The sequence below is a fragment of the Aestuariibaculum lutulentum genome (genome assembly GCF_032926325.1).
GTDB classification, from domain to species: Bacteria; Bacteroidota; Bacteroidia; order Flavobacteriales; family Flavobacteriaceae; genus Aestuariibaculum; species Aestuariibaculum lutulentum.
On the sequence record NZ_CP136709.1, the window covers coordinates 3,118,970 to 3,134,184 of the forward strand.

The 15,215-nt window shown below is 35.3% G+C and carries 11 protein-coding genes; 6 read left to right on the forward strand and 5 right to left on the reverse strand.

Going from position 1 to position 15,215, the window contains the following annotated elements:
• Positions 1-24: 24 nt before the first annotated feature.
• Together R1X58_RS13355 and R1X58_RS13360 are read right to left on the reverse strand one after the other, a co-directional pair.
• Positions 25-1,323, reverse strand: coding sequence for an acetylxylan esterase (locus R1X58_RS13355; RefSeq protein WP_240574246.1), 1,299 nt, complete (start codon positions 1,321-1,323; stop codon positions 25-27).
• A 4-nt stretch (positions 1,324-1,327) separates the two neighbouring features.
• On the reverse strand, positions 1,328-2,683 hold the full coding sequence (locus R1X58_RS13360) for a rhamnogalacturonidase (RefSeq protein WP_240574243.1): 1,356 nt from the start codon (positions 2,681-2,683) through the stop codon (positions 1,328-1,330).
• 158 nt (positions 2,684-2,841) lie between these two features.
• Here R1X58_RS13360 and R1X58_RS13365 point away from each other — a divergent pair, with 158 nt between their 5' ends.
• Positions 2,842-3,303 (forward strand): nuclear transport factor 2 family protein, encoded by a 462-nt coding sequence (locus R1X58_RS13365; protein ID WP_240574240.1) that lies wholly within the window; start codon positions 2,842-2,844, stop codon positions 3,301-3,303.
• A gap of 1 nt (position 3,304) precedes the next feature.
• Here the strand turns inward: R1X58_RS13365 and R1X58_RS13370 are convergent, their stop codons facing one another.
• From R1X58_RS13370 to R1X58_RS13380, 3 genes are all read right to left on the reverse strand, one after another.
• A complete protein-coding gene (locus R1X58_RS13370; RefSeq protein WP_240574237.1) occupies positions 3,305-4,726 on the reverse strand; it encodes an L-serine ammonia-lyase in 1,422 nt (473 codons plus the stop codon).
• A 123-nt stretch (positions 4,727-4,849) separates the two neighbouring features.
• On the reverse strand, positions 4,850-5,341 hold the full coding sequence (locus R1X58_RS13375; RefSeq protein ID WP_240574219.1) for a hypothetical protein: 492 nt from the start codon (positions 5,339-5,341) through the stop codon (positions 4,850-4,852).
• Positions 5,342-5,384: 43 nt separating this feature from the next.
• A complete protein-coding gene (locus R1X58_RS13380) occupies positions 5,385-6,335 on the reverse strand; it encodes a BamA/TamA family outer membrane protein (RefSeq protein ID WP_240574216.1) in 951 nt (316 codons plus the stop codon).
• Positions 6,336-6,674: 339 nt separating this feature from the next.
• On the opposite strand from R1X58_RS13380, the gene dnaK reads away from it, so the two are divergent.
• From dnaK to R1X58_RS13405, 5 genes are all read left to right on the forward strand, one after another.
• The gene (gene dnaK, locus R1X58_RS13385) at positions 6,675-8,582 is read left to right on the forward strand and encodes a molecular chaperone DnaK (protein ID WP_240574198.1); all 1,908 of its coding nucleotides are present in this window, start codon (positions 6,675-6,677) and stop codon (positions 8,580-8,582) included.
• Between the two features lie 266 nt (positions 8,583-8,848).
• Entirely contained in the window at positions 8,849-9,298 is a 450-nt protein-coding gene (locus R1X58_RS13390; RefSeq protein ID WP_240574195.1) for a hypothetical protein, read from the forward strand.
• Between the two features lie 318 nt (positions 9,299-9,616).
• Positions 9,617-10,927: a hypothetical protein gene (locus R1X58_RS13395; RefSeq protein WP_240574192.1), complete on the forward strand. Its 1,311-nt coding sequence runs from the start codon at positions 9,617-9,619 to the stop codon at positions 10,925-10,927.
• Between the two features lie 198 nt (positions 10,928-11,125).
• Positions 11,126-12,565 carry a T9SS type B sorting domain-containing protein gene (locus R1X58_RS13400; protein ID WP_240574190.1) on the forward strand — a complete coding sequence of 480 codons (1,440 nt, stop codon included), beginning with the start codon at positions 11,126-11,128 and terminating at the stop codon, positions 12,563-12,565.
• A gap of 1 nt (position 12,566) precedes the next feature.
• A complete protein-coding gene (locus R1X58_RS13405) occupies positions 12,567-15,206 on the forward strand; it encodes a PorP/SprF family type IX secretion system membrane protein (RefSeq protein WP_240574188.1) in 2,640 nt (879 codons plus the stop codon).
• Positions 15,207-15,215 lie beyond the last annotated feature (9 nt).

Below are 15,215 nucleotides of genomic sequence, written 5' to 3' on the forward strand. Positions count from 1 at the left end.
ATAGAGTGCAAAAGTACTAAAATGTTAGTCGATACCACAGGTTTGTTTAAGCCATTTTATAGACTTTTCGTTGGTTTCAGGAAAACGCCAGTGTCCTGAAATAGGCGTGATGACGATTTCTTTTTTAGCGTTGATACTATTAAACGCTGATAATACGGATGTTGGTGGACAGGTGTTGTCATTATAACCAGTAGAATAAAAACCAGGAATACGGATGCGTTTAGCGAAGTTTACCACATCGTAATACTGCATAGTATTTAGTTTTTCAGGAGTCGCAAATTGGTATTTTGAACTGAACATATGTGGCCACCCACCGGCACGTTGGTTTAAATATCCAGAATTGTCGCATAGAGCAGGATAGAAGGCTGAAACCGCAGTGACGCGTTTGTCTAAAGCAGCAGTAATCATACTTAAAGCCCCACCTTGACTGCCTCCGGTAACCACCACGTTTTTACCATCAAATTCAGGTAAACTGGTTAAAAAATCAATAGCACGTACACAGCCTAAATAAACACTTTTATAATAATACTGGTCTTTGTCATCAAGATTAATGCTCCAGTAATCGCCTATGGCATTACTAATCGATTTGTAGTCTTGTTTAGATAATTCAGGGGATATGCCGTGAATTTCTGTTGTAAAACTTATAAAGCCTTCTTCTGCAAAGGACGTTATGGCATTTATTTTTTTAACTCCGGCACCTGGCGGATTAAACAAAACCGGATGTTTTTTATTGTCCTTAGGTTTGCTTAAATAACCGTAAATAAATTTTCCTTTTTTGTAATTCTGTAATCGTACTAAATATACATCAACCGCAGGCGTAGAGAATTCAGGTTTATGAGTCGTTACAGGCTCTAAGGGAATTGATTTGTTTGTTTCTATAGCTTGTTCCCAGAAGGCATCAAAATCTTTCGGGTTTTCTACTGTTGCCTGAATTTCGAAAGGGGAGAACCCAACTTTTACCTGATCTCGGTAGGTGTGCCCATCAATAATGGTTTTGACTTTTAGTTGTCTAAAACCTGGGGTTTTCAACGTGCCAATATTGATTTCTGCTGTTCCTGTTTTTAACAGGAGTGTACCCGTTTTGTCAGGAAGCATTTCGTCATTACCAAATTCGTAAATTACTTTTGTATTATTTACTGGAATGCCATATTTTAAAACTGCAATCTTTACGATGGCATTTTCTTTTAAATCATAATTCCAATTGGAGTGATTTGGCGTTAAAACAAACTGCACCAGTTTAATTGGTGCAGGTGAGTTTTGTGCATTTATAAATAAGCTATTAAAGAGGACAAAAGATAGTAACAGCAATTTTATATATTTCATGCTTTTACTTAATTAATTCACCATTAACTTCAACGTTATTAAAGGTAACATTTTCAATAATTGACTTGTCGTATTCGCCATTTTTAGCCGTTACTTTAATGTTTTCGAAATTGAAATTTGAAAGTTTGTCATATTCGGTAATTTTCATGTCGTAAAAAATGTCACAGTCTAAATTAATGTTTCTCATCGTGATATGATCTGAAAAGGATAAGGGTACATCTTCACGTCCTTTTAAATCGAAAAATTGTGTCCAGGGCTTAATATAAATAAAACTGTGGGCTTGTCCGGTAATATTTTCAACAGTTATGTACTCGTAATGCTGAGCAGTATCCGGGCGCATTTTTAACCATAGTAAACGTTTGGCATCGGTAACTTTACAATTACGCATGACAATATTTTTGTTGTGTATGGCTTCACTTCCGTTGGTTAATGCCGCATGACAGAAACCAAACTCGCAATCTTCAATAATAATGTTTGTGTTTTCGCCGTTACTTGCATCTTTATCTGCCCATGGGCCTTTTCCACCTTTTAAAGCAATGGCATCGTCGTTAACCGCCATATAACAGCCTTTTACTAAAACATTATTACAAACATCAATATCAATAGCATCGGTACTTGGAGCTTTTATAGGTTGATGTGGTGAAGTGATACGTAAATCTAATATTTTTACATTGTTACACTGGTAGTAGTGACTTGACCAAAATCCGGAATTACGTAGTTTCACATCCTGTAACTGTACATTGTTGCATTTCCAGATAAAGACCAAACGCGGTCTTGAAACTTCCAGATTGGTACATTTAGGGTTTTCTTCACGACGTTTCCAGAAGGCTTTCCAATAGTTTAATCCGTTACCATCTATGATTCCGGTTCCGGTAATAGTAAATCCGTCAACAGCTTTTGCATTGATTAAGGCTGCAAAATATTCAATGCTTTGGCCTTCTATTCTTGATGGAATGAATGGGTAATCGTCGATATTGTCTGAACCTTTTAAAACAGCACCTTCTTCCACATGTAAATGTGTATTAGGTTTAAAAAATAATGCGCCACTTAAAAATACACCTTTAGGAATGACTACAACGCCACCACCATTTCGGTATGCTTCATCGATAGTATGCTGAATAGCTTCAGTTTGCAATTTAGTGCTATCGATTACACAGCCGTAATCAGTAATAGAATAAAATGTACCTAAATCGGAAGGATTTATTTTGGAGTCGTCTTTAAACCAATCTGAAATTGTCGTGCCGTCAGGAAAAACATCTTCTTGATTTGATGTTTCAGAGGTTTCAGAATGTGTTGTTTTTGTTTGTTGGTTACATGAAAGCAGTAACAATGCAATAATTAGAAAACTAATCTTCTTCATTTTAAAGTCTTTATATTTAGTAAGGTTTTACAGTTGGATTTTAAGCTTATTTTAGGCAAAAACGTAAATGTAATAAAAATAGAATGTTCTGTTAAACTTTTCTTTAAATGAATGAATACCTGACTGTTTTGATTTAATTTTAGTAAAAACTGAACTTTATGGCACGCTTTATTTTTTATCTCGTTTTACTCATTACTTCAATGCTTTACGGACAAGAAGATGAAGAATTGAAAGCTAAATATGCCGTTGATACGTTTTTTGAAGGTTTTCATAAGGGTGATACTACCCTGATGAAGTCGGTTATGATGGGTGATGTTATTTTGCAAACCACATATACAACGAAAGAAGGTAAGGCTGTTTTAATGACAGATAAACCTGATAAGCTTTTTGAAGCCATAACCAAAAGAACCAGTGATCAAAAATGGGATGAACGCCTGTTAGATTATAAAATACAGGTGGATGGCACTATGGCTAATGTTTGGACACCTTATGAATTTTGGTTTAACGACACATTCAGTCATTGTGGTGTAAATAATTTTCAGTTGTTTAATGATAACGGCACCTGGAAAATTATTTATTTGATTGATACGCGTCGCCGACAAGGTTGTAATGAAGGTTAAACTAACAGTCCACTAAATTAACGCCAATAGCTAAGCCGCCTTCAGAGGTTTCTTTGTATTTGGAATTCATGTCTTTAGCGGTTTCCCACATGGTTGAAACGACCTTGTCTAAAGGTACTTTGGCATTTGCGGGATCGGTGTCTAAAGCTAATTCGGCGGCATTAATAGCTTTAATAGCACCCATAGAGTTTCGTTCGATACATGGCACTTGAACCAAACCACCGATAGGGTCGCAGGTTAAACCCAAATGATGCTCCATAGCAATTTCGGCAGCGATTAAAACCTGTTCAGGGGTACCTCCTAAAAGTTCGGTTAATGCTCCCGCAGCCATGGCAGACGATACACCGATTTCGGCCTGACAACCACCCATAGCAGCAGAAATAGTGGCGCCTTTTTTAAAGATGCTGCCAATTTCTCCGGCCACAAGTAGAAATTTTTTGATGTGGTTAAAATCAGCCTGATGATTTTCAATAACCATGTAATACATTAAAACGGCAGGAATAACACCTGCACTTCCGTTTGTAGGCGCTGTTACTACACGTCCTAAAGAGGCATTTACTTCGTTTACACTCAGTGCAAAGCAGCTTACCCATTTTAAAATAGCACGAAATTTTACTTCGGTTTTACGAATGGTTTCAAGCCATTCCTGAGGGGTGTTATATGGTAAATCGCCTTTAAGTTTCTGGTGTACATCATGAGCACGACGTCTTACATTTAAGCCTCCAGGAAGATTGCCTTCGGTATGACAACCAATATACATGCATTCTAGCATGGTTTCCCAAATACGTTTTAGTTCAAAGTCAATTTCAGCTTCTGTTCTTATTGATTTTTCGTTTTCTAAAACGATATCTGAGATGGGTAAATTTAATTTTTTAGAATAGTCGATAAGATCGGTTCCTAAAGTAATAGGATACGGAAACGATTTTAGTAACTCTTTATTTCTTTTGGCATTTTTACGTTCTTCTTTTACAACAAAACCGCCACCTATAGAGTAAAAGGTCGATTTTTTGTTTTTACCATCAATTCTTGCTGTAAATACAAGGGCATTAGCATGGAATGGCAGAAACTTTTTGTTGAATTTTATATTTACCGAAGAATCAAAATCTAAAGACTTTTCATTGTTAAACTGAATAGTTTTAGAAGATTTAATGGTATCTATGATCGTTTGAATATTTTCTGTCGGTACAGTTTCGGGGTCAGCACCACTCAAACCAAGCATTATGGCATAATCGGTAGCATGCCCTTTTCCGGTTAAACTTAATGAACCATAAAGATCTACAGATATACTTTCAACGGTATCGAAACGGTTTTTTTGCTTTAATTCGTTAATCCATTGCTCGGCAGCACGCCAGGGCCCAAGCGTGTGCGAACTTGAAGGTCCAACACCAATTTTTAGCATATCAAAAACCGAAATACATTCCATGTTGTAAAATTTGAATCCTCGCAAATATACAAGAACTTGTGTGCGGTTTTTAGTTAAAAAAACTTTAAAAAAACGTAAAAACCCCTTTTAATTAAGGGGTTTTAAGACACTTATGTTTTTTGTTTATTGCGCTTTCAAAGATTGAATATTTAGAGATTCAATAACATTATTGTAGTTATTTAAATCTAATCCATCTACATTATCTGCAGGGATAACCACGACACGGAATACCTGGTTTTGTGTCCATTCACTAGCTAAAATACTAAAGTCTATATCGCCATCTAAAAAGAAACGGACATCGTCCTGAGTAAAGTCGAAATTGTAAATTAAAGTTCCTTCGTTGAAATAGGTTGTTTGTGGTAAGGCACGCCAAATATCCTGACCATTATCGGTTTCCCAAGAAATGTAAACCATAACCACATCGGAAGGGTAGACATCGAAACCATAGTTTTCAATATATTCGTAGTTGTTGGCGGCATTAAAATTTATTTCAATTTCAAAAGCACTGGCAACAAATAATCCACCATCGGAACCTGGAAGCCCAGGAGGTCCTTGAGGACCTTCACAAGCTAAAAAGCTTATGGATAAAGCGAAAAGGTAAATAAGTTTTTTCATAGCTAAGTATTTATTTGTAATAAATTTACGAATACTTTTTTAATTAAAACGATTCACCAATTCTGAAATAGATTCCCCAATCGCCTTTACCTACGGCGGCATCGAGTCCTATATTGAATTTCATTCCACTAAAAACATTATAACGATAACCAACACCGAAACCAGGGTATGCATCCCAATCGAAATTTTCGTTTGTTGAACCATAAATGGTTGCGATTCCAGCAAAGCCAACTACTCCCATTTTTTGATTAAAATTGTAGCGGTACTCTCCTTGAAGAGAAATTAATCCATCTCCACGGTATTTCCCTTCAGAATACCCGCGAATATCCTTGCCTCCAATAGTTTCCTGTTGCTCAAAGGGTACATCTCCTAAACCGAATTGACCAGAGAAACGTGCAGCAAGTACATCATTGTTTTGGCGCATAGGAAAGTAGGTGTTGTAGTTGGTAACAAATTTATTGGCACTGTTTTCATTACCAAACCATTCAGGATAAGTGATTAACCGAACCTGAGTATTGATTCCTTTGGTTGGGTAATACTGTGAGTTCCTGGAGTCGTAAAGCATATTTAGTTCTACTGCATTTGTTTTTGTTTTAGATGCAGGTTGTACATCATCTTCGTATACGGTATCAAAAAAGGAATAGGTATAAGTAATCCCTCCATAAAAAGATTCTGTTATTTTTCTTTTAACCGCTACGCTAGCCATAGTTGTGTTGGTATTGTAATCGTAAAATCCGCTAACGTCAACATCTTCCATGAAAAATTGAGAAATATGATTTCCGGTAACAGCAAAAAAGGCAATACGCCATTTGTTTTCATTTAAAAACCAGCGGTTAAAAACGGTTGCAAAGTACGATCCGTTTGTCGTGTAAACTCCTGCAATTCCCGACATAGATTTGGGTGAAATAGTGTCTTTGGGGTTTAATCTGTAATTTGCCATTGGAATAACGCCAAGCATGACTTTTAAATTACGATTATAGCTTAGGTATGGCATAATTTTTAACTCAATCTTTTTTTCTTTGGTTGAGTCTTTGTGCTTTTTGTCATGTGACGTGCTTTCTTGGGCGTTTGCTATAAAAAAACACAGGAACAATGTTACTAGTAGACTTAGTTTTTTAATCATTACGGTTAGTCAATAAGTTTACTTCTAATATACTACCATTTTTGTAATTAAAAAAGTACAATCATAGAATAGTTCTTAATTATAAGTATTGTTTTTAGACGGATAAATTACTAAAGTGACATGATGTCAGTTTTTTTGAAATGGCATAATCATTGACTTTTAGCTAACGAATTTAAAAATGAACATTCAACACAATTAATAAAAAATATTATGAGTAAAATTATTGGAATCGATTTAGGAACAACAAACTCTTGCGTTTCTGTAATGGAAGGTAACGAGCCGGTTGTAATCCCAAACGCAGAAGGTAAGCGTACTACACCATCAGTTATCGCTTTTGTTGAAGGAGGAGAAATTAAAGTTGGAGATCCTGCTAAACGTCAAGCAGTAACTAACCCAAACAAAACAGTTTATTCTATTAAACGTTTTATGGGTAATAAATATTCTGAATCACAAAAAGAAGCAGAACGCGTACCATATACAGTAGTAAAAGGAGATAACGATACACCACGTGTAGATATCGATGGTCGTTTATATACACCTCAGGAATTATCAGCTATGATTCTTCAAAAAATGAAGAAAACGGCTGAGGATTATTTAGGTCAAGATGTAAGTGAAGCAGTAATTACTGTGCCAGCTTACTTTAACGATTCTCAACGTCAGGCTACAAAAGAAGCTGGTGAGATTGCAGGTTTAAAAGTACGTCGTATTATTAACGAGCCTACAGCAGCAGCTTTAGCTTATGGTTTAGATAAAAAAGGTACTGACCAGAAAATCGTAGTATTCGACTTTGGTGGTGGTACACATGACGTTTCTATTCTTGAGTTAGGTGACGGTGTATTTGAAGTATTATCTACAGATGGAGATACGCACTTAGGTGGTGACGATGTAGATGAGAAAATCATTAACTGGTTAGCTGATGAGTTTAAAGCTGAAGAAGATATGGACTTACGTAAAGATGCAATGTCTTTACAACGTTTAAAAGAAGCTGCTGAAAAAGCTAAGATTGAATTATCATCTTCTGCTCAGACAGAAATCAACTTACCGTATATTACAGCTACGGCTACAGGACCTAAGCACTTAGTACGTACGTTAACTCGTGCTAAATTCGAGCAATTAATCGACGATTTAGTAAAACGTACTATCGCGCCATGTGAGTCTGCATTAAAAGCTGCTGGTTTAAGTAAAAGTGATATTGATGAAGTTATCTTGGTAGGAGGTTCAACTCGTATTCCTGCAGTACAAGCGGCTGTTGAGAAATTCTTTGGTAAAGCACCAAGTAAAGGAGTTAACCCAGACGAGGTAGTATCTTTAGGAGCAGGTATCCAGGGGGGTGTATTAACAGGAGATGTTAAAGATGTATTATTATTAGACGTAACCCCATTATCATTAGGTATCGAAACTATGGGTAATGTTATGACTAAGCTTATCGAAGCTAATACAACAATCCCTACTAAAAAATCACAGGTATTCTCTACAGCGGCAGATAACCAGCCATCGGTAGAAATCCATGTGTTACAAGGTGAGCGTGCTATGGCGGCTGATAACAAAACTATCGGACGTTTCCATTTAGATGGTATTCCGCCGGCAAAAAGAGGAACACCTCAAATTGAAGTAACTTTCGATATCGATGCAAACGGTATTATTCATGTTACAGCAACAGATAAAGCAACAAACAAAACTCAGGATATCCGTATCGAGGCATCTTCAGGATTAACAGAAGAAGAAATCCAAAAGATGAAACAAGAGGCTGAGGCTAATGCTGAAGCTGATAAATTAGCAAAAGAAAAAGCTGAAAAATTAAACGCTGCTGATGCTATGATTTTCCAAACAGAAAATCAGCTTAAAGAGTTTGGTGATAAATTATCAGATGATAAGAAAAAGCCAATTGAAGATGCGTTAGAAGAATTGAAAAAAGCTTTCGAAACTAAAGATGTTGCGGTTATTGATCCTGCTTTAGAAAAAATTAATGAAGCATGGAAAGCAGCTAGTGAAGAAATGTACAAAGCACAAGCTGAAGCTCAGCAAGGTGGTGCGCAAGCAGGACCTGATGCAAGTCAAAACGGACAAGCTGGAGAAGCAAGCGATGTAGAAGATGTTGATTTCGAAGAAGTGAAATAAGGTATTAGTTATCTATATTGTAAAAAGGCGGGTTTAAAACCCGCCTTTTTTTGTTTGTAATATTGTTAGGTGTAAAATCTAAATTTGTATTTAATTAAATTAAAATCTGTAACCTATTGTGTTTACTGTATGTAAATAGATTCTTAGGTTTTGGAGATTCCGTTTTTTTGTGATATTTTGTGTTAAATTTTAAAAATATCGATAAAAAGCTTGTTTTTGACGATTAATTGCATATTTTTGTAAAATACAATCCCTAAATGTTAACCATGAAAGTGAAAATTATTTTATTCAGTTTTAGTTTTTTCTTAGCAGTTGGTGTAGGATACGCTCAACATAAGAAAGATGAGGCGCTAAATATTATTAGTGCAAAAGTGGCTATTAAAAAGTATCATAGTAAAGATGAGCTGGACAGAATGCCAAAAGGTGATTTGTTGGGTCTTTATATGGAGCGTATAGAGAGTCTGGTTAAAATGTTGCCGTATATTGCTTTCGCAACCAAACCAGGTGTTACTCTGGAGACCTTGGGGATACCAAATGACAAGGATAATAAACATGCCTTAGAACATCAATTTAAATCAACAGATGAATATTTAGAAAATACAGGAGAATTTCACAAGAAATTTTTGCCGTATTCAGATACTAATAAATTAATTTCAGCTATTATTTTCTATGAGGATATTATGAAATCCTTACATGAGTATAGCGAATACAATTAATAAAACATAAAATAATATAAAGGTCTTCGGGTTTGTTTTCAAGCTTGAAGATTTTTTTTGAAAACAATTGATGTTTTTAATGTGGTTGAATTCTATTGAAAGTGCTGAGCTTTGAAATTTGATGTATACAATGACATTAAAAATTAAATAAATCAAAAATATATTACAGAATCTTATGGTTTAACGGCTGTTAATCTCTTAAAATTTTGTTAAAAAGTGTATTTTAACGAAAAAAAAGGTATTTCATGGGATATTTTTATATTTTTGGTTATATATTTGAAGTAAAATCTTATTAGTTTTAATCATAAAACCGTAACTATGAAAAACTTTACTCACTCAATATGGATATTCCTTCTTGCATTTGGGAGCTTGTTCGCTCAGCAGGAAAAGGGAATTATTGGTTCTGATAACTGGTTGTATGGCTGGACTGATTTTAGGTCTAATACATCTGATTTCGGAGAAGCCACACAAATATTAGCTGGAAACATTACAGAAGATACTAAGTTAACCAAGCGCGATGTGTATTTATTATTAGGTAATGTATTTGTTACTAATAATGCTACACTTACTATTGAGCCTGGAACTGTTATTTTAGGTGATTATGATTCTAAAGCAACTTTAACTATTGCTAAAGGTTCTGCAATTATTGCTGAAGGTACTGAAACCGATCCTATTATTTTTACTTCTAACAGAAGTTTAAAAAGAGCAGGAGACTGGGGAGGAATTATGATTTTAGGTGATGCTCCTACAAATAAATTCGGAAAAGGATCTGTGATTTCATATTATAACAATTTGAATTCATCATCTTATCCATATATTAATTATGGAGGAGAGAACCCAAACAGTAATTCAGGTATTTTAAAATATGTAAGAATTGAGTATGCTGGTAAAAAGCAAAAAAACGGAACGCAGTTAAATGGTTTGTTACTTGCCAGTGTAGGTAGTGAAACTGTTTTGGAGAATATTATGGTGTCTTATGCTGCTGGAAATTCATTTGAGATTTGGGGCGGAGAAGTAAATATGACTAAAATGGTCTCTTACCGTGCAACAAATAATGATTTCAAATTTAACTACGGAGCTCAAGGTGTATTAAACAATTCATTAGCTGTGAGATCTCCTTATATATCTTCAAGTACTGCAGGTACAAGATGTTTATACGTATCGTCTTTTGATAAAATAGAAGATGTAGATTTTACCAAAAAGCAAACCAGCGTTGTTGCTAAAAATTTAACCATGTTAAATAATAGTGATGATTTAAAAGCAGATATCGATAAAGGATTGGTGAAGGAAGCGGTTTATGTAGCACAAAGTGCGTCATTAGATATGAATAAGAGTGTGATTTCGGGATTTAATCCAGCAGTTATCTTCGAAGATAAAATAGCTATCAACCAAGGAAACTTAGAAAAAATTAAGTTTACAGATATGTATTTCAATAATTGTAATGGAAATATATTTGTAGAGAACAATTCTAATAATGAGGATCTTGAAAACTGGTACGGAAACAGTGCTTTCTTTAATGTATATTCGAAAAGTCAGAATTCTGAAACGTTTATCGATCTAAAAAATGAAAGACGTCCAGATTTTAGATTACGTATTAATAAAATTATAGCATCAAACGAAAAGGACTAACCACGGTTCGGTTTAATTTGATTAAGATTTAATAAGAAAATTATAGCTCCAGATCTTTTAATCCCAAATTTACTATTAATATAAATAAGAATTCCTTTGCTCTGTGGTTTTTGAAAAACTAGGAGCAAAGAATTTTTGGTAATAGCTTATAACTAAGGTGATATTATTTCTTGGAGTTTTATTTAAAAACGAATAGTAATGAGGAACTTTACTTTTATAGGCTTTATCGTTTTTTTTGCAAGTGTAATTAACTTTACTTACGCTCAAACGATTAGTACACCAAGTTTGGGTTTTACTCAGGCCTGTGCGAGTCCCTCATTTAATACCTATTATACCACGTTTAGCTTTTCAGCTGATATCGCGGCGAGCGGTAGCAATCAATTCACTATCGAATTGTCTGATGCCAATGGTAGTTTTGCTAATGGACAAGTTATACTCAAAACAAATGCCGGACAGTATAATATTTCACCTGCAACAGTTCAGTTTTCATTACCATCAGATACGGCAGGAGAATCATACAAAATTAGAGTAAAAAGTAGTTCTCCATCAGCAACAAGTGTTGGTTCTGTGTCGTTTCCTGCTTATTATAAAATTCAGGATAGCCCTTTTACTATCAACAATTTAATTGGTACAGCAGCCTTTTGTGCCGGTGGTAGTTATTTATTAACGATTGATAATCCTGGTACTGGCGATAATGATTCTCCTTTAAAATATCCTTCTTTAACATTTAACTGGTATAGAGAAACTAGTTCAACAACCTCTACATTAGTTGGATCAGGCGAAACTTTTAATGTAACAAGCGCAGGAACGTATTATTGTGAAACGAATTATGGGTCATGTACTTCCGATTCCTATTCTAACCGAGTAACAATTTCTGAAGCTTCATCTGGAACGAGTTCTGAAATCAGTTCAAGTTTAGGAAATCCGTATTGTTCCGCCGAAGGCGCAACAACTTTAAGTACTATAAATGCTGATGCTTATCAGTGGTTTAAAGATGGAAAAAAGATTGACGGAGCAACCAGTCAGACTTATGTAACTGACGAATCTGGAACATATTCTGTGAGTATAGATTTGGGACAATGTTCTACCACGGCGTCTATTACATTAGAAACGTCTGGATTTACAAGTTCTATAGATGTTGATGAAACCAATTCCATTCAGGAAGGGGAAGCGTTAACCGCAACCGTAACTACTACCGCCAATAATCCAACATTTCAATGGTATTTAAATAATAATTTAATTTCTGGTGCAGCGGGTAACAGTTATACGGCTGCAGAAACTGGTGATTATAAAGTTGTTGTAACACAAACCAGTGGCTGTGCGGCTTCCGAAGAATTTTTATTTTCACTTTTTGTGACAGAACCTTTCCCGGATGTGTCTAATATCCCGAATATTATTAGTCCCAACGGCGATGGCATTAACGATACTTGGACTATACCTGTAGAGTATACGAGTGGGTCAAATACCGAAGTCATTATTATGAGTGCTCAGGGCAAGGTGGTTCATCAAACAAATAATTATTTAAATAACTGGCCTGAAAACCAGATAGATTTTAACGAAATAAATCCAGTGTACTATTACATTATAACTACGGCTAATAATGCCGTCAAAAAAGGTTCCATTACGGTAGTAAAATAATATGACTAAATATTTATTACATATCATTTTATTTTTAGCGACGACGCAGTTTTTCTTTGCTCAGGAAAATGGTGTTGTTGCTTTTGTATTACCAGTAAGAACGTCTTTAAAGTTTAATAAATATGCTATAAATCCGACCTTTAGTTTTGTTCGTGAGCAGAATAAATTCATCACATTCACGAATAAAAGAGAATGGGTACAGTTTGATGATGCTCCGCAGACCTATTTATTTAGCTACTCCGGAAGGTTTGCAGAAAATAGAGGTATGGGTATCGGTTTATTTCAGCAGGATTATGGTGTCCTTACCACTTTTGGAGGCATTGTAAACTATGCCTACAATGTAGTTTTAGACCGTGATAGTAATCTAACTTTTGGTGCCAACTTAGGATTTTACCAAAGTGGTATTAATGAAGGTCGTGTTGTTTCAAATTATTCCGATCCGGCATTACAAAATATCCCAAACAACTCAATTTTAACTTTAAATCCTGGAATTAATTACGGGACAACATTTTTAGATTTCGGATTAGCATTAAATAATATCGTTGCCTATAACTTAAAATCGTCTAATCTACTGGAAGAAAATCCAGAGCAAGGTTTACAGGCTCATGTGATGTATACTGGTTTTATGGACAGTCGCGGATTTTTCGATGAAAGCAAATTCAGCGCTCTATTAAGAACAGAATTTAAAAAGGACAAGACCATTATTTCCGGACTTGCCATGATTGCTGTTCCAAAAGGAATTTGGGCTCAAGCAGGATATAATAGCATGTATGGGATATCAGCAGGGTTAGGTATAAATATAAGCAACCAAATCGCCATTGAATATAATTATGAAAAGGCGGTTGGAGATTTATCATCTTTTGGAAATTCTCATGAATTTACTTTGGCCTATAAATTTAAAAAGCAATACAGATATAATTACAGTGATGAGGAGCAGGAAGAGGCTCTTTTAATTCAAGATAAGCGCACCAGACAAATTGCAGCAAGACGTAAAGCTAATGCAGCTACAGCTAAGGTAGATCGCGAGGCTTTAGCGGTCAAACGTGAAGAAGAGAGAGCATTAATGCAAATTAGATTGGATTCTATTGCGCAAGCAAAGGTAGAGTTACGAGCAAAACAAAAAGCTGCTGCTGCTGAACGTATTGAGGAGAAAAAACAAGCCAACAATACTAATATAGCTAAAGTTGTTATCCCTACAGAAATAGTAGCTAACAAAGATGATAAAGATGCGGAAGAAGCCGCAAGACTGAAAGCAGAACAAGAAGAGCGAGCCAGATTAGCTGAGGCTGCTAGATTAAAAGCAGCACAAGAAGAACAAGCTAGATTGGCTGAAGCTGCTAGATTAAGAGCACAACAGCAAGAGCAAGCGAGATTAGCAGAAGCTGCTAGATTAAAAGCAGCACAAGAAGAACAAGCCAGATTGGCTGAAGCTGCTAGATTAAGAGCACAACAGCAAGAGCAAGCGAGATTAGCAGAAGCCGCAAGATTGAAAGCAGAACAAGAAGAGCAAGCCAGGTTAGCAGAAGCTGCTAGATTAAAAGCAGAACAGGAAGAGCAAGCAAGATTGGCAGAAGCCGCTAGATTGAAAGCAGAGCAAGAAGAACAGGCGAGATTGGCAGAAGCTGCTAGATTAAAGGCAGAACAGGAAGAACAAGCAAGATTAGCTGAAGCCGCTAGATTAAAAGCAGAGCAGGAAGAACAGGCGAGAGTTGCTGCAGAAAAAGTGTCAGAAGTTAAAGAGAGTGGTATTGTTATTCCGGAACCAACGGACGAGAATACAGATGCTTTAAGTGCTGTAACCAGATTGGCTTTAGAAAATCAAAATATTCAAAAGCAATTAATGATTCAGTTAAATGAAGTGTTAATTATAAAAGAAAAAGATTTAAAAGATTTAAAAGAAGAAAACGATTTAAGCGAGCAAGGTATTGTGAGTGCACCAAAAGCATTCAAGAGTGTAAGTGCCGAAAATGCGAAACTGGAATCTATCAAATTGCAATTGGATAATGAGATTAATTCTCAAAATGAAAAAATTGCTGAATTAGAGACACTTTACAGTTTAAGACTTAAAAAAGTAAAAGATAAACGGGATGAAACAAATATATTCTATTCAAGAACAATTAATGCTTTAAAAGAAAATCAATTTCAAATGATTCGAACTAGAGAAAACGTGCTTGATAAGTTTGAAAGTGTAAGAGTAGCCACAGAGATAGAGCGTAAGCGTAGAATTAAACGTGCACTTTACGATAATGAGGAGGACAGATACAATAAAGACCGTGCGGCATTAAATTCAATTAAACAATTTACAAAGCCAAGTCAGTTACCATTATCTGATAAAGATTTTGATTACGGAGAAGAATTAACAGGTAACATTCGAATTGTTAAAGATGTTAAGCATGTAGAGAGTGGTTATTATTTAGTATTAGCTGTTCATAGTGATGTAGCGAAAAGAGACCAGTTTGTGCAACGTGCTATAGAAGCAGGACAAAAGAATATCGATTTCTTCTTCGATGTAAATACAAGTAAATATTATATATATAATGATAAGTATGATAGCATTGAAACAGCTAAAAGAGCATTAGATAATAAAGGACCTCAACCATATAACAGTAAAATGTCTATGGTAAAAATTGAAAATAACTAGAAAAATAAA